Consider the following 16,101-nt stretch of genomic DNA (forward strand, 5'->3'; position numbering starts at 1 on the left):
CATGAAAAAACTTTGGATCGGATTCACACTCGTTCTGTTTGTTTCCTTTTCCATCCTCGGCTGGATCGGCACTCGGATTTACGAAGAAGCGCCGCCGATTGTGAAGCAGGTAGTCACGACCGAAGGCAAAGTGGTTATCGACGAAGGTGAGATTCAAGCTGGCCAAAATGTTTGGCAGACGCTCGGCGGCATGGAGGTCGGCTCAGTCTGGGGACACGGCAGTTATGTCGCACCGGACTGGACAGCGGATTGGCTACATCGTGAAGCCATTTTCATCCTCGACCGCTGGGCCAAGAGTGACTACGACACCGAGTTCGAGAAACTCAACAATGAGAGGCAGTCGCAGTTGAGCGGTCGCTTGGCTACGCTCATGCGGACCAATACCTATGATCCGAAAACGCAAACGGTCACGGTTGCTCCGATTCGTGCCGAAGCGTTTGAGTCGAACTTGGCCCACTATTCAGATGTGTTCTCGAACGGAAAAACCGACTACGCCATTCCAACTGGAGCCGTGACTGATCCGGTTCGCCTGCGTCGGCTTTCGGCTTTCTATTTTTGGACCTCGTGGGCAGCTTCGACCAATCGACCGAACGCTCACATCAGCTACACCAACAACTGGCCTTACGAGCCGTTGGTCGCTAACCGAGCCACTGGTGATGCAGTCGTCTGGACGGGCGTGAGCATCATCATGCTACTGGCGGGAATTTCAGCGATGGCGTGGTGGTATGCGTCTCGACGAGAGGCCGAGCAAGAGCCAATTGCGCCGGAAACCGATCCACTCGGCAGTTGGCAAGCCACTCCTTCTCAGAAAGCGACCGTCAAATACTTTTGGGTCGTGTCCGCCTTGATTCTGTTGCAAATGCTCTTGGGAGTCATCACGGCGCACTACGGCGTTGAGGGCGATGCGTTCTACGGCTTTCCACTCTCAAAATGGTTGCCGTACAGCGTGGCTCGAACATGGCACATTCAATTGGGCCTCTTCTGGATCGCCACGGCTTGGTTGGCTGCCGGTTTGTTCATCGGCCCGCTGGTGAGCGAGAAGGAACCAAAGGGCCAACGCCTGGGCGTCAACATCCTGTTTGTGGCATTGCTGGTCGTGGTGGTCGGCTCATTAACCGGCGAATGGTTGAGCGTTCACAACAAGCTGTCGGACACGGTGTCGTTCTATCTCGGCCATCAGGGCTACGAGTACGTGGACTTAGGGCGAGCGTGGCAGGTTGGCCTGTTCGTCGGTCTGCTGCTCTGGCTGTTCTTAATGATTCGAGTCTTGCTCCCAGCCTTGCGAAAAGAAGGGGAGCAGAAACAGCTTGTGGCTTTGCTGGCCGTCTCCACGGGCGCTATCGCTCTCTTCTACGGTGCGGGGCTGACTTGGGGGCAGCATACGAACCTGACGATAGTCGAATACTGGCGCTGGTGGGTGGTTCATTTGTGGGTCGAAGGATTCTTCGAGGTTTTCGCCACCACTGTCATCGCCTTCATTTTCATGCGACTGAATTTGATCCGACCGGGTATCGCTGCGGCGGCGGCTCTGCTGTCTGCCACCATCTTTCTTTCGGGCGGCATCATCGGAACGTGCCACCACCTGTATTTCTCCGGTACGCCGCCCGTAGCCTTGGCCTGGGGATCGGTTTTTAGTGCGCTGGAAGTGGTTCCTCTGGTTCTCGTCGGGTTCGATGCAATGGAGGATTTGCGACGGTCGAGATCATCCCCATGGGTGCAAAGGTACAAGTGGCCGATCTATTTTTTCGTGTCTGTCGCCTTTTGGAACATGGTCGGGGCCGGGTTGTTCGGGTTTATGATTAACCCGCCGATTGCTCTCTATTACATGCAGGGTCTCAACACGACTCCGTTGCATGGTCACGCTGCGTTGTTCGGCGTCTATGGCATGTTGGGGATCGGGTTGATGCTGGTCTGCTTGCGAGTCCTGATTCCCGGTGTGGAGTGGAAGGATGGGCTGCTGCGGTTCTCGTTCTGGTCTTTGAATGGCGGTTTGGCGGCGATGTGCCTGCTGAGCTTGTTGCCCGTAGGTCTGATGCAGACCTGGGCCTCCGTCGAGCATGGTTACTGGTACGCCCGCAGCAGCGAGTTCTTGCAAACGCCACTGATGCAAAACTTGCGGTGGATGCGAGTTCCAGGCGACACAATCTTCTTTCTCGGAGCCGTGGCGTTGGTCTTATTTGTCGCCGGTCTCAAAACCGGACACTCTTTTCGGAGGAATGCTTAATGTCGATTCACCATGCCAAATCGGGTGAGATCATCGAATTGCCTCTCGGCGCTGCCCTGAGCGATTCCAAGACGGAGACTCTGGTTAAGACTGCCACGCTGGAGCTAATCCGCTTGGTCTTGCCAGCGGGCAAAGATATTCCCTCGCACAAAGCTCCCGGCGAGATCACTGTGCAATGCTTGGAAGGGCGAGTCACCTTCACAGTCGGGGAGAACGCAGTCGAACTCTCTGTGGGACAGTTGCTTTATCTCACCGCAGGCGAGCCACATGCGTTAAAGGCCAGCGAAGATTCTTCGTTGCTGGTAACACTTCTGTTGGCTAAGAAATGATTGTCTGCCCAATGCTTCTTCATTCTGGCCGACATGGGGAACATGAACGGTCCCGCTGCTCGTCAGCTATTTGAAGGGACTAATTCTGTGAATGACGCTGAAGGTTGGGTGAGCGTTCGCATTCTTCGGCAGGATCATCCAGCCGAAGCGAGCTACTGGCAGAGTTTTCTGATTCGTCGTGAACCTGGGCTGAATGTCACGGGAGTTTTACAACGCATCGCAACTGAGCCGAAGACCACCAGCGGCGAAATCGTTGCTCCCATCGCCTATGAAGCCAATTGCCTCGAAGAAGTCTGCGGCTCCTGCACGATGCTAGTCAATGGTCGCACTCGACAGGCTTGCAGTGCTTTGGTGGAAAGGCTCGTGGCCGATCAACCCGGTGAAATCGAGCTTCGCCCGCTCAGCAAGTTTCCCGTCGTTCGTGATCTGGTGGTGGATCGTCGTCGGCTCTTTCGAGCGTTGGAAAAAGTCGAAGCCTGGATTCCGGTAGATGGTTACTACGACCAAGGGCCGGGGCCTCGACAGTCTCAGCAAGAGCAGCAGCAAGCGTACCCGCTAAGCGAGTGCATGAGTTGTGGCTGCTGCTTGGAAGCGTGTCCGCAGAACAACTTGGTGCAGATTCAACAGTCCGAAGGTGAACCGGAAGCAGAGTTCAAGGCAAAACAGGACGCCCACTTTGATCGAACCTTTATCGGGGCACATGCCATGAATCAAGTGGTGCTGATTAACTCGCATCCAACTGGTCGGTTCAATGCGGGCGAGCGACTGGATGCAGCGACCGCCGAGGGAGGCATCCAGCAGTGCGGAAATGCTCAGAATTGTACGGCGGTTTGCCCTAAACGCATTCCGCTAACCGACTCCTGGGGACGCATCGGACGTGCGGCTACGCTGCACGCCATCAAGAAGTTTTTCGGCTGACGATGTGGGTGTAGGTGGTCATGGTTGGCCTGCCCTATTATTTTGAACTTGCGTCCTTTGCGAGAGCCTGCTCAATCGCTTCCTTAACACCCATTGGTCGTATCGCAAACGCCTTGCTGGCTGAGTGGTCTTGAACGACAGTCGGATTCTTTAAGCCTTCGATCAAGTGACGACCAACCTCGTAAGTGGCAGGCGTCACGAGCGCCAGCCACAGTCCAGAAAGATAGGGCGTTAGGACCGGGACGAAAATCAGCAGCCGCCGCAGCCCTTTCTGCCGAGCATATTCTCGAATCAAGTCGCCGTAGGTCATAACATCTGGACTGCCGATCTCGAAGGTTTGGCTCACACCAACCGGCAAGTCCTTTGCCGCCAGAAGATACGCCAATACATCGTTGATGGCGATGGGCTGAGTGGGCGTCGAGAGCCAGCGAGGACAGATCATCACCGGCAGTCGGTCGGTCAACGACTTCATAAGCTGGAATGACAGACTGCCTGCTCCGACAACCATCCCTGCTCGAAACTCGATCGTCTCCACTCCCGACTGACGCAGAATTTCGCCCACCCCTTCGGTTCCGAAGGTCTTTAAGTTTGAAAATCGCATGATCAATCGGGCCAATGACTTGCGCTCATAACCATCAGCGTGGCAACGATTTCCAAGCGATTTCAGTTCGGGGAGATCGGCGGTTATCGGGTTGCGGGACTGACTGAACGAACTCGAAATATCTGAATTCAGAAACGAGTTTTTGGCTCGTTGCCGCCTCGCTTCGACGGCGGTTTCACCCTGAATCGCAAGCGGTTTTAAGGCGGAAAAAACGAGCAGAAAATTGCGTCGAAAGCGGCGAGCAAGCGGTGTACAACGGATGTGCAATTCCTTGCCTTTATACGACTTTCGACAATACCATGCCTGCCAAGATTTTCCACCCCTTGCTCGCTTTGATCGCCTCGGCCACGGATCGGGAATTGGCGAAGTACATCCAGTACCTCAAGGAGGAAAACAAGATTCTGCGGGCACGCATCCCTGGGCAGATTCACACTCGGCCTGAAGAGCGCCAACGGCTGATAAAGTTTGGCAAGATGATCGGCAAGGCCATCGAAGAGCTGATTACGATTGTGACACCTTCCACCTTCTATCGCTGGCTCCACCAGGAAGAGAAGAAAGACGAAAAGAAGAATACCAAGGGTGGGCAACGCAAGCCGAGGGAGGTTCGGCAGCTAGTGCTGGAGATCGCCCGCACCACGGGCTTCGGCTATACCCGGATCATCGGCGAGTTGAGGAAGTTGGGGATCAAAAAGATCAGCCGCCAGACGATTCGCAACATCTTGAAGGAAGAAGGGGTCGAGCCGGGGCCTGACCGCACTTCGGACACCTGGAACAACTTTCTTGAGCGCCACGGCGCAACTCTTTGGGGCTGCGACTTCTTTTCAGTGAAATCGGTCACGGCCCGTGGCATCGAAACCTTGTTCGTGCTGGTGTTCCTCTGCATCAAGTCACGAGAAGTGGTCTTCTCAAAGTCCACCACGAACCCCAATTCTGCGTGGGTCGTTGAGCAGACGGAATCATTCCTCGATCAAACCATGAATCGTGACGAGAAACCGTCGATTGTGCTTCACGATCTGGATACGAAATTCACCAAGGAGTTTACGGCCAAACTGAAAGAAAAAGGGGTACGGACAAACCCACTGCCGAAAGCCAGCCCAAATCTCAACGGCAGATGCGAGCGGTTCATCGGGACCATCAAAATGGAATGCCTCCGCAAGTTCATCATTTTCGGCAGACGGCATCTGGATTTTCTGGTGAGCGAATTCTGCGAATACTACAACAAGTACCGTTCGCACTCGGAACGAGAGAACCTGCCGCCAATTCGAGCGGAGCCACCAGAAGTTGAGACCCTAACGATGGAGCAATTGGAAGTGAAATCGTATGTGGGCGGATTGGTGAAGTCGTTTGAGCGGAAGGCGGCGTGAACCCAGAATCTACGCCCACAGTTTTTCGGAGTCGTTCTTCAAAAAGACGAAAGCCGGTGGCACAGAGTATCTAACCAGAGGAAAACTTAGCTTTAGGCTTTTTGAAAATAGTTTCCGAGTTTTCGGATATGAAACGAGATCGCTTCTGAATCGTTGTCGCCGAGGATAGATAAACCGGATCAGGAGGCGCAGTCTTTCAAGCAGAGCGATAACCTCCATAATCGCCACGATTTTCTTCGGCGGCGGGATTTTTGGGAAGCCACTTTTGCATGGTCCTGGGCGTGAGCGTCCCCGACGACTTCCAGGTGGGACTTAGCCGGGACAAGCCCGGAGCGAGCTTCGCTGATTGCTTTTCGCAAAGCAGATTCCACCATTACGAGCGGGTAGCTATACTGGCCGACTATGGCCGTTTCGCTCGAAAACATCGTCAAGCAGCTTGGCGACTCCGGCATCGTCGCTCCGGGGAAGTTAGAAAACTTCGTCCCGCCGAAGGCTCATCCCACGAGCGTTGAAGAACTCGTTGCGGAGTTGGTCAAAGAAAAGCACCTGACCAAGTTCCAGGCGACGCAGGTTGCCGCAGGCAAAGCCAAGGCTTTGATCCTCGGCGGCTACACGATTTTGGATCGCATTGGCGCTGGCGGCATGGGGCAGGTGTTCAAGGCACTGCATCGTAGGATGCAGCGGGTGGTCGCCATAAAAATGCTTCCTGCCGCACTGCTCAAAGATGCAGCGGCAGCGGCTCGCTTCCAACGTGAAGTCGTGGCGGCAGCGAAGCTGAATCACACAAACATCGTTACAGCGTACGACGCCGACCAAGCAAATGGCGTCCATTTCCTGGTAATGGAATGCGTTGAAGGCCAAGACCTCTCGGCCCTGATCAAGAAAAATGGGCCGTTGCCTGTTGCAAAAGCCGTCAACTACATCCTTCAAGCCGCCCGTGGTTTGGAATTCGCTCACTCCGAAGGCGTCATCCACCGAGACATCAAGCCCGCCAACTTGCTCTTGGACAAAAAAGGAGTGGTGAAGATTCTCGATATGGGGCTAGCCCGCATCGAGAGCGACGGCAACGCCGCTACCCAAGCCGAATTGACCGGCACCGGGGCCATTATGGGAACCGTGGATTACATGGCTCCCGAACAAGGACTGAGTACGAAACACGCTGATGCTCGTGCCGACATTTACAGCCTGGGTTGTTCGCTCTACTTCCTCATCGCCGGTAAGGCGACATATGACGGAGAAACCGTGGCGGCGAAGCTAGTCGCTCACCACAATAAACCAATCCCTGATCTTCGGGCGATCAAGGCCGACGTGTCCGAACAACTGCAAGCCGTCTTCAACAAGATGGTCGCCAAAAAGATCGAAGATCGTTACCAGTCGATGGGTGAAGTAATCGCTGACCTGGAGCGTTGCATCGGCGGCTCGCAGGTATCGCTTGGCACCCAGCAGTCAGTCAGCACCAGCATTGAGAACAGTGCATTGACGTTTTTCAAGGGTATGCCTGCGCTGACGACGAACAAGACAAACGCTACGAAGAACGTTGCTGCCGCCAAAACGAGCAAGGACCAGTCACCGCCGAAGAAGATCATCAAAGTACTCGTCGGTGCAGCGATCCTCGGCGTGCTGATCCTGGCGGGGATCGTCGTCTCACTCCAGACGAAAGACGGCACGCTCATCGTAGAAGTCGATCAACCTGATGCGATGGTGCAGGTGTTAGATGCCGCTGGCAAGATCGAGGTCAGCCAAAAAGGCGGCGTTGGCAAATTGGCAATCAGCGTCGATCCCGGTAAGCATCGGCTGCGTGTGGAGAAAGATGGGTTCGTGGTCTTCGGACAAGAGTTCGAGATGGAGTCCGGTGGGAAAAAGGCGATCACGGCGAAGTTGGTGCCGGTGAAGATTGATGAGATTGCCATTCAGCCAAACCAGCCCTGGAACACCCCGGCCTTTCAAGCATGGATGAAGACCGTTGCCGCCATGCCTGCCGAGGAGCAAGTGAAGGCTGTCGTGAAGAAGTTGCAGGAATTGAATCCTACCTATGACGGCAAGGAGGAACATACAGTCGAAGGTAATGAAGTAACGGTCCTTAGAGTAGATGGCGTGGCCGATCTTATGCCAATACGTGCATTACCCCGATTGAAGGTTTTAACAAGTTACGGTGGCCTGAAACCAGAAAGCAAAACATCTGATCTTTCACCCTTGCAAGGGATGAGTTTGACGAGCCTGAAACTCCGATATAACTCATTTACCGACCTGTCTCCATTAAGGGGAATGCCGCTTCAAACGATTGATCTTCAAGGAACGCTGGTTTCCGATCTGTCGCCGCTCAAAGGAATGCCTTTGCATTCTATCAATCTAAGTCACGTCGTATTTGACCTATCGCCCCTTGAGGAATGCAAATCTCTCCAATTCGTAGATGGTTATCCCAAAAGCATTCCTCCAGCGAACGTCGCCGCCCTGTTAAAGGCCCTTCCGAATTGCAGAATCAATAATTGGCCTGTTCCAACCAAGGCGACGACGCCCACACCCACTACTCCTCTCGGCCCCACTCCACCCCTCGCCAAAGCCCCCTTCGACGCCGCTCAAGCCAAACAGCATCAACAAGCCTGGGCCAAACATCTCGGCAGCGAAGTCGAGACGACCAACAGCGTTGGCATGAAAATGATCCTCATCCCGCCCGGCGAGTTCATGATGGGCAGTACGGATGAGCAGGTCGAGGCGGCGTTGAGGGTGGCCGAGGAACTGAGAATCAATCAGAGTGGGAAGGATCAAATCTCAAATGAGCGACCGCAGCGTAGAATACTCATCCCTCAGCCGTTCTGTATAGGTACAAGCGAAGTCACGGTAGGTGAGTTCAAGAAGTTCAGTGCAACAGGCTACCAAACCGAAGCGGAAAAAGCAGCCGAACCAAAAACCTATATGAATCCTCCCTACTCCGTGGCGGAAGATTCCCCAGCGGGCTTCATCACCTGGAACGATGCGGTGGCCTACTGCAAGTGGCTCTCAGATAAAGAGCAGTCTACCTACCGATTGCCAACTGAACCGGAATGGGAATACGCCTGCCGGGCAGGGACATCGACGCAGTACTCATTTGGCGACAACTATGCCGAATTGGTGAAGTACGGTTGGTACAACCAGAACACAGGCGGCAAAACATCGCATCCGGCGAAGACGACGCTTCCGAATCCGTTCAGCCTGTTCGACATGCATGGGAATTTGCAGGAATGGTGCGGAGATTTCTATGACCCGAAGTGGTACGCCGCATCCACATCTAGCGACCCTAGCGGCCCTTCCACCGGCAACCGTCGTGTTCTTCGTACGGGTAGCTACGTAAGTAACGCCTCGGAATGTCGCTCAACATGCCGTTACGGCCTCCCGCCGTCGAACCGTCACGTTCATCTAGGCTTCCGCATCGTCCGTGAACTCACCGCCCCATCAACAACGGCGAGCGTCACGCCGCAGCCCACCGTCCCCGCTCCCGCCAAGCCGATCACGGATTTCAACTCTCCTGAGTTCCAAGCGTGGATGAAGGAAGTTCAGTCGATGCCCGCCGAGGAGCAGGTTAAGGAGGTATCGAAGAAGTTGGTCGAGTTGAACCCCGGTTTTGGCGGCACTCCCGCCAAGATCATTGATGGCGTCGTTACTGAATTAGTATTCAGCACCAATACTGTGACGGACATCTCGCCGGTTCGAGCTTTGCCACGATTGAAAGTTTTGTCCTGCGGCGGTGGTGCGAAGGGGCAAGGCAAACTCTCTGATCTCAGCGCACTGTCAGGCATGTCGCTTGAGAGCCTGGAGTGCGGCAATAATCTGATTCGTGATTTGCGGCCCTTGGCAGGAATGCCGTTGACGTATTTGGGCTGCAAGCAAATGAGCGTGAGTGATTTGGGTCCACTCAAAGAAATGCCGCTAACCGTTCTTAACTGCGCCGGTACGGACGTGAGCGATTTGTCGCCGCTGCAAGGTATGCCATTGAAATCGTTGGATTGCAGCGCAACCCCGGTCACAAATGTTTCGCCACTAGACCGCTGTATGAATCTCGAAAGTCTGAGAATCCGTGTAACCAAGGTCGGTGCCGCAAATGTTGCATCCCTTCAATCGAAGCTGCCGAATTGCAAGATCGAATGGGACGATCCGGCGAAAGCGACGAAGCCTCAGCCCGCCGCTTCCGGCAAGAAGTAACTTTTGAAAGTCTGGTTGTTGATTCACGAGGAGTACAGTCCTTCATTCGCAACGCAAGAATTCACGAAACACACAATCGAGAACGTGCTTGGCCGGCTTGTTCCAATGCTGCAAGAGCGCCGGGCGTTGCAAGAGTTTGCCCAAGGTCGAACATACGAGTTCTCGGATGCGGGGTAGATCGTTGAAACCAACGATTTGGAGACGCCCGTCGGGACGAAAGCGAATGCGACCGAAAGTGGGTAGCTGGGAGTCCCAGGTCGCTTTTACCCATTTGGGAATTCGGGATTATTTAACCGAATTCAAAACTCCGGTTTCATTCACCCAGCGAGTGATCGTTCGGAGTTCGTCCGCTGTTAGATCGTCGGGAGAGCTTGCCTCAGATTTTTGACGCCCGTCGTCGGTGCAGAATCTAACTGTTGATCAGCAGTTGAAGCAGGCCGAACAAATTCGGGGCTGCTTACTCGTCAGGGCGAGAGCGGCGGTCCTGAATACCCTCCCGTGCAGTGCTAGTCCAATCATTGGGAACTTGGAGAATGGGCGACTCGGCAAGTTCTGTCATTTGCTGCTCGCATCCGATCCCTGGTACTTCGGACGTGAGGTTCGTCCAAGAGGCCGTTTCATTTTCCGATTGTGTGGCCATGTGTTCAACTCCTTTTGTGGCGGCGTGGATCATCCACGTTGTCCATCTATAGCATGGTCATGCGAATCACAACACCCGTTGCTAGCAGCGAGACATGCGCCAACATTCAGGTTGCGCTGGCTCATCTCCTTTCAGTATTCAAGGTCACTGAATCCCACGTTTTGAAGACGCCCGTCGGATGAAAGCGAAAGCGACCGATAGCGGCTACCCAGGAGTCCCCGGTCACTTTTGAGCTATTGGGAAAACGGGATTATTTAACGGGGGTCGAAAAATGAAACGGTAGTTGAGAAGCAAGAGCGAACTCACCAGCCGCTCTCAGTTTTTTGACACCCGTCGTAGTAGCGTCTTGCACCGTCGCCTCTCGATTCATCCGTTGTGGTCACTTTAGCCCAGGCCACAGGCTGGGAATCTAGCAGTCGGTTCGCATTCGGTTGTCCCCAAGTCGTAGGCCACGCTTCTGGGACGCCCGTCGTTCGCTTCGCTCACTCGGGCTGATACGCTCACTTGGGCCTATCCGCTCATCCGGCTGCTGCCACTACCGAAGCTTGTCCACAGTGCCGAGCGGGTTGGCCCGGTCAACCAACCCGCTCCGGCATCCGACTCACTCAACCCGCTTGTATCCAAGCGCCTCGAATGCCGCCGTCAGGTCGTCTTCATCGGGCCAACCGCCTTGATCATCCGTGTTCTCAAGTGAGTTGGGGCGATTGTTAGAGAGCCACGAATAAACGGCGTCCTGCCAATTCTCGGGCAGGTCGAAATCTCTCTTGTAAACGACGGTCGAATAGTGCAGCGCGCGGCGGAGCCGATGGTCGGTCGAAAAGTGCAGCGCTAGCCCTGCTCGTGAGAATCCGTAAGGCAGATTTGAGGCTTCCCAGCGTCTCAAGCCTTACGATCCGCGAGCGTAGCCCATGCTGCGAGATATGCATAACTGGACCGAAATCCGTCGTCTTGTCCTGACCGAGAAGAAATCCAAACGAGCGGTTTGCAGGGAATTTTCCCTTCACTGGCAGACCCTCGAAAAGATCCTGCAGCACCCTGAGCCGCCCGGTTATCGACAACGTCTGCCCCGGGAGCGGCCCAAACTCGATCCGTTCCTGCCGATCATCCACGAGATCCTGGAGCAGGACAAAACGGCGCCCCGCAAGCAGCGCCACACCACTAAACGGATCTTCGACCGCCTGCGTGCCGAGCATGGCTACACCGGCGGGATCACGGTGGTCGGCGAGGTCGTGCGGGAGTGGCGAACGACCACGGCGGAGGTGTTCTTACCCTTGTCGCATCAACCGGGCGAAGCCCAGTTCGACTTCGGCGAAGCGGAGGTGGTGCTGCAAGGCATGCCGACGAAAGTCGCGTACTGCGTCATGTCGTTGCCGTACAGCGACGCGTTCTTCGTGCAGGTCTTTCCTCGCGAATGCACCGAGACGTTTCAAGCGGGCCATCAGCGGGCCTTTGAGTTCTTCGGCGGCGTGCCCCGCCGGATCAGCTACGACAACAGCCGGATTGCTGTGGCCCGGTTCGTGGGGAAACGGGGTGACACGCCGACGCGTGAGTTCCTACGGCTGCAGAGTCATTATCTGTTTGAGCATCACTTCTGCCTGGTGCGACGGCCGATGGAGAAGGGGCATACGGAGAACCTCATCGGTTTCGCGCGGCGGAACTTCCTGGTGCCGGTACCACGGACCGGCAGCCTGGAAGTGCTGAATGCCGAACTCGAGCGGCAGTGCTGTGAAGATCTGGAACGCCAGTTACGCGGACAACCGGCGAACAAAGCCACGTTGTTGGCAGAGGAGCAGGCTGCGTTGTTGCCGCTGCCGAAGTCGGGCTTTGAAGCGCGGCGAGTCGAACCGGCCCAGGCCAACTCTCTTTCCTTGGTTCGCTTCGACGGCAACGATTACTCGGTGCCGACGCAGTATGCTCATCAGAAAGTGACCGCAATTGGCGGCCTGGAGGAAGTTCGGCTGGTCGTTAACGACAAGTTGGTTGCCCAGCATCCACGCGACTGGTCGAAGGAGCAGGTCCATTACAACCCGCTGCATTACCTGGCACTCTTGGAGCGGAAGCCAGGGGGCTTGGACTTCGCGAAACCCCTGGAAAACTGGGGCTTGCCGGACTGTTTCGATCTCCTCCGGCGGCGTCTGGAAGCAGATGGCGGCGCACACGGCCGCCGGGAGTTCATCAAAACCTTGCGGCTGCTGGAGACTATCTCGCTGGCTGCATTAACTGCGGCGATTGAGCGGGCACTGGAGATCGACGTTCTGGCCGTCGATGCGATTCGGCTGCTCGTGCAGCAGGGACTGGAAGAGCCGACGCGGTGGTTTCGGCTGGACAATCATCCGCATCTGCAGTCGCACTCGATCCCTCCTCCCAATCTCCTGTCTTACCGTGAACTGACCTGCGCGCTGACGACGGGAGGTGTGTTATGAAATCTCTCGAAACCAAAAGCACGGTGCTGCTCAAGCATCACTTGAAGGCCCTACGGTTGCCGTCGTTCCTGGAGGGCTGCGAGAAAACGGCCCAGCGGTGTGCGACGGAGAACGTCGATCATCTGGGCTTTCTGCTGCAACTGTGTGAGCTGGAGTTACTCAACCGTGAGAAGCGTGCCAGCGAGCGGCGGCTCAAGTCAGCGCGCTTTCCCAACCTGAAATCGCCTGGTGATTTCGACTTCGCCGCCCAGCCCTCGCTCAATCGCGTGCTGGTGGCAGAACTACTGCGGTGCGAGTTCGTGGAACGCCGCGAGTCGGTGATCTTTCTCGGGCATCCGGGCACGGGGAAGACGCACCTGGCCATCGCGCTTGGCATTGCCGCCTGTCAGCGGGGCAAACGGGTCCGCTTCTGCCGCGTGACGGAACTGATCACGCAACTTATGGAAGCCCGAGAAGAACGGACGCTGCTGCGGATGAAGTCGTCACTAGCCAAGTTCGATCTGCTGATCCTCGATGAGCTGGGTTACGTCCCCGCCAGTAAGCTGGGCGCGGAGTTGCTCTTCGAGGTCATCAGTAGCGCTTACGAACGCCAATCGTTGATCGTGACCACCAATCTGCCGTTCGAGCAATGGACCGAAGTCCTGGGCAGCGAGCGCCTGACCGGCGCCGTGCTCGATCGGCTGACACACCGCTGCCACATCCTCGAATCGACCGGCGAAAGTTATCGCTTGCAAGACGCGCGGCGCCGCCGCAAAGGATCGCGCCCGAAACCGGCGACCTCATCCTTGTCACCCGCCGATGAAACGGCAGAATCCTAGCCGTCGTTACAACCGTCGCAATCCTTCCTCCTCCGGAGGAGGAAGGATTCTTACTGGAATGCCCCAACACCCTGATTTAGACTGAGACCCTTCCCCACCTCAGCGCCACACTTTTCAACCGCCGCGCGCTGCACTATTCGACCGTCGTTTACAGGCGGAGTGGGAAACGACACTTTCACCGCTTCGAACAGTGTCAACACAACTCGCCCGGCGATTCCGATGGAAGTCGATGGTGGCGATGGTAATGACAGGCTGTACGGCGGCCTGCTCAACGACGTCATTCGAGGCGGCGCGGGGAACGACGTACTCGATGGTTTCGACGGAGCTGACATTATTCTGGCGGGTAGCGGGCGAGATACGGTTTACGGTGGCGAAGGAAATGACTTTATTTGCGGAGACGCCGGAAACGATTTTCTAATCGGCGAGAATGGAAACGATATTTTGTTCGGCGGTGGCGACTCTGCCGACGATCTACGGGGAGGCAACGGCACTAACTTAGTCGTTCGCGCCGCTTGTCTTACATCACCCATACTTGGTGACTGGAATGGCGACGGCCGTGACGAACCGGCCAGTCATATCGCAAGCCATGGGATTTTCCTACTCTTTGATCCGGTACGTCCATTCTTCCAGTTCGGTCAGGCGGGCGCCAAACCGCTGGTCGGAGACTGGAACGGAGACGGCAAGGACGACATCGGGGTCTACCAACAAGCTGCCACCCCTACGCAACAGAACACATACATCCTGGACGAAGGCGTGCCTGGTTCGAGTGGTGAATCGGCCTATTCGTTTGGCTTGCCCGGAGACCTTCCGCTGATTGGTGACTGGAACGGCGATCGGAGAGACGATGTTGGGGTCTATCGGGCCAATGCACCCGGCGGCCCACGTTATTTCCTGGACGAGGGGCCGCGGGGCTACACGGGGATGTACCCAGGAGAGATTGGATACCAATTCGGATTAGCAGGCGACCAGCCGATCATTGGTGATTGGGATGGCAATGGGACCGATGATTTCGGCATCTTCCGCACCGCCAGTGGTCGGTACTTTCTGGATGAAGGCGCTCGCGGATATTCTGGGCAGACTGCCGGCGAATTGGGCTATCAGTTCGGTCTGGCCGGGGATACTCCACTCGTCGGCGATTGGAACGGTGATGGCAAAGATGACTTTGGCGTATTCCGAAACAACGCGAGTGGCTACACCACATTCTTCTTTGATGTGGGGGCACGTGGGTGGACCGGCCAATCTCAAGATGAACTGGGCTATTCCTTTGGCCTGGTCGGAGACAACCCCTTAATCGGCGACTGGAATGGAGACGGCAAGGACGACTTCGGCGTCTTGAGGTCAACAACGGGAGTCGTCTACCGCCGGAATCGCGCCTAAGTTCCGTAAAGCACCCGGGCGAAGTCGCGCAGCTCGAACTGGGGCGGACGAAATCATTGGAATGACTTGTCCGTATCTGTTTTCGGTGTAGCTGAGGCAGACCTCCGGCCACTACGTGAGTGCTCGCGGAATGTGGAGGTAGCTGCGGCGCAGGGCGTCGAGAGCCGCGAGGTTCCCGATGTCCTGCCCGCTCACACCCAATGTGCGGAATATTTGTGCGACAAAACGTTTCTGTTCTTCAACACGTTGTACACGAACTCGTAGGAGACATATCAATGCTTATCCCCTCATTTGCGCTGACAAGTGAGTCGCCCTCTCTCTCTCTCTCTCTGACACGCCGGGGGTTCTGGACGACGACCCGGGTGCGACCGCGTTGTGCTTGATGGGTGCGGCAAGGGGTGGGTAGCGGATATGCTGTTACCACTGACAAGAGAACCACAGAACCTGCATAAGTGGACGTGGATGATCCACCCCGCCGCAAAATGGATTTGAATACATGGCAACACAATCGGAATCTGCAAGGGTTAGTACGACGAAGCTTACGTCTGAAGAACGACGGATCGTAAGCGAACAGCAAACGCCACAACTTGCCGGGTCCCCACTTCTCCGACTCCCCACCGATTGGACCAGAACCGCACGAGAAGGCATCCAAGACCGTCGCTCTCGCCCTGACGAGTAAGCATCCTGTGTGGAGCTCGTCGTCACTGCGTTGCTGCCAACTCTAAGCGACCGATCTTGATGGCCTATCCGCCGAACTTGAAGCCAAAATTCTTGCTTTGGAACTGAAAGCCATTGTGGTGGTGATTGTTGTTGAAGTTGTGGTTGAAATTGCTGCCGCCGTTTTGGTGCCCGTGGTTGTGGTGTCCGTGGTTGCTGTGCCCGTGGTTCTGATGCCCGTGGTTCTGATGCCCGTGGTTCTGATGCCCGTGGTTGTGGTGCCCGTGGTTGTGGTGCCCGTGGTTGCTGTGCCCGTGGTTCTGATGCCCGTGGTTTTGATGGCCCCCGCCGTGTTTGCTGCCACCATTGCCACCACCGTTGCCGGCGAGAGCGGACGACGCAAACAGGCTGGTCAGCGAAAGGAAAGCACCCGCAACCAAAGTAACGACAACACGATTCATGGCACAGACTCCAAGGCAAGATGGTGAAGACTAGGGCTACCTGAACTAAATCGCTGAGGTAGCTGAACTTGTCTAAGGCTGTGAGCGTGAGATGGCGTGAAATGTTTCAGGGC

General features: G+C 55.9%; 11 protein-coding genes. 9 read left to right on the plus strand and 2 right to left on the minus strand.

Features of this window, described 5'->3' with window-relative positions; translation table 11 throughout:
- Position 1: 1 nt before the first annotated feature.
- Genes ETAA8_RS19925 through sdhB form a run of 3 tightly spaced genes read left to right on the plus strand, consistent with a single transcriptional unit; the run spans position 2 to position 3,471 of the window.
- A complete protein-coding gene (locus ETAA8_RS19925) occupies positions 2–2,224 on the plus strand; it encodes a nitric-oxide reductase large subunit (protein WP_145092305.1) in 2,223 nt (740 codons plus the stop codon).
- Complete coding sequence (locus ETAA8_RS19930; RefSeq protein WP_145092308.1) at positions 2,224–2,553, plus strand: cupin domain-containing protein; 330 nt, start codon at positions 2,224–2,226, stop codon at positions 2,551–2,553. The genes ETAA8_RS19925 and ETAA8_RS19930 overlap by 1 nt, the downstream gene beginning before the upstream one ends.
- Positions 2,554–3,471: a succinate dehydrogenase iron-sulfur subunit gene (sdhB, locus tag ETAA8_RS19935; protein ID WP_238397429.1), complete on the plus strand. Its 918-nt coding sequence runs from the start codon at positions 2,554–2,556 to the stop codon at positions 3,469–3,471.
- Between the two features lie 37 nt (positions 3,472–3,508).
- Here sdhB and ETAA8_RS19940 read toward each other — a convergent pair whose 3' ends face one another.
- Positions 3,509–4,072, minus strand: coding sequence for a Rossmann-fold NAD(P)-binding domain-containing protein (locus ETAA8_RS19940; protein WP_202921118.1), 564 nt, complete (start codon positions 4,070–4,072; stop codon positions 3,509–3,511).
- Positions 4,073–4,371: 299 nt separating this feature from the next.
- Here ETAA8_RS19940 and ETAA8_RS19945 point away from each other — a divergent pair, with 299 nt between their 5' ends.
- Together ETAA8_RS19945 and ETAA8_RS19950 are read left to right on the plus strand one after the other, a co-directional pair.
- Positions 4,372–5,436, plus strand: coding sequence for an integrase core domain-containing protein (locus ETAA8_RS19945; RefSeq protein WP_145092311.1), 1,065 nt, complete (start codon positions 4,372–4,374; stop codon positions 5,434–5,436).
- A gap of 402 nt (positions 5,437–5,838) precedes the next feature.
- On the plus strand, positions 5,839–9,612 hold the full coding sequence (locus tag ETAA8_RS19950) for a protein kinase domain-containing protein (protein WP_145092313.1): 3,774 nt from the start codon (positions 5,839–5,841) through the stop codon (positions 9,610–9,612).
- Between the two features lie 1,241 nt (positions 9,613–10,853).
- Here ETAA8_RS19950 and ETAA8_RS19955 read toward each other — a convergent pair.
- Entirely contained in the window at positions 10,854–11,135 is a 282-nt protein-coding gene (locus ETAA8_RS19955; RefSeq protein ID WP_145092316.1) for a hypothetical protein, read from the minus strand.
- Between the two features lie 25 nt (positions 11,136–11,160).
- On the opposite strand from ETAA8_RS19955, the gene istA reads away from it, so the two are divergent.
- The 4 genes from istA (at position 11,161) to ETAA8_RS34785 (ending at position 16,015) form a co-directional block, all read left to right on the plus strand.
- Positions 11,161–12,675, plus strand: coding sequence for an IS21 family transposase (gene istA / locus ETAA8_RS19960; RefSeq protein ID WP_145086469.1), 1,515 nt, complete (start codon positions 11,161–11,163; stop codon positions 12,673–12,675).
- Complete coding sequence (istB, locus tag ETAA8_RS19965; protein WP_145086466.1) at positions 12,672–13,493, plus strand: IS21-like element helper ATPase IstB; 822 nt, start codon at positions 12,672–12,674, stop codon at positions 13,491–13,493. Before istA ends, istB begins: the two co-directional genes overlap by 4 nt.
- A gap of 159 nt (positions 13,494–13,652) precedes the next feature.
- Complete coding sequence (locus tag ETAA8_RS19970; protein ID WP_145092319.1) at positions 13,653–14,870, plus strand: calcium-binding protein; 1,218 nt, start codon at positions 13,653–13,655, stop codon at positions 14,868–14,870.
- A 776-nt stretch (positions 14,871–15,646) separates the two neighbouring features.
- Complete coding sequence (locus ETAA8_RS34785; protein WP_202921119.1) at positions 15,647–16,015, plus strand: hypothetical protein; 369 nt, start codon at positions 15,647–15,649, stop codon at positions 16,013–16,015.
- The last annotated feature ends 86 nt before the right edge of the window (positions 16,016–16,101 follow it).

Source organism: Anatilimnocola aggregata, from assembly GCF_007747655.1.
Taxonomy (GTDB): domain Bacteria; phylum Planctomycetota; class Planctomycetia; order Pirellulales; family Pirellulaceae; genus Anatilimnocola; species Anatilimnocola aggregata.

Excerpts from the sequence above, each read along its gene's own strand:
- ETAA8_RS19925 (WP_145092305.1), top strand. The coding sequence starts at position 2 with ATGAAAAAACTTTGGATCGGATTCACACTCGTTCTGTTTGTTTCCTTT.
- ETAA8_RS19930 (WP_145092308.1), top strand. The coding sequence starts at position 2,224 with ATGTCGATTCACCATGCCAAATCGGGTGAGATCATCGAATTGCCTCTC.
- ETAA8_RS19940 (WP_202921118.1), bottom strand. The coding sequence starts at position 4,072 with ATGCGATTTTCAAACTTAAAGACCTTCGGAACCGAAGGGGTGGGCGAA.
- ETAA8_RS19945 (WP_145092311.1), top strand. The coding sequence starts at position 4,372 with ATGCCTGCCAAGATTTTCCACCCCTTGCTCGCTTTGATCGCCTCGGCC.
- ETAA8_RS19950 (WP_145092313.1), top strand. The coding sequence starts at position 5,839 with ATGGCCGTTTCGCTCGAAAACATCGTCAAGCAGCTTGGCGACTCCGGC.
- istA (WP_145086469.1), top strand. The coding sequence starts at position 11,161 with ATGCTGCGAGATATGCATAACTGGACCGAAATCCGTCGTCTTGTCCTG.
- istB (WP_145086466.1), top strand. The coding sequence starts at position 12,672 with ATGAAATCTCTCGAAACCAAAAGCACGGTGCTGCTCAAGCATCACTTG.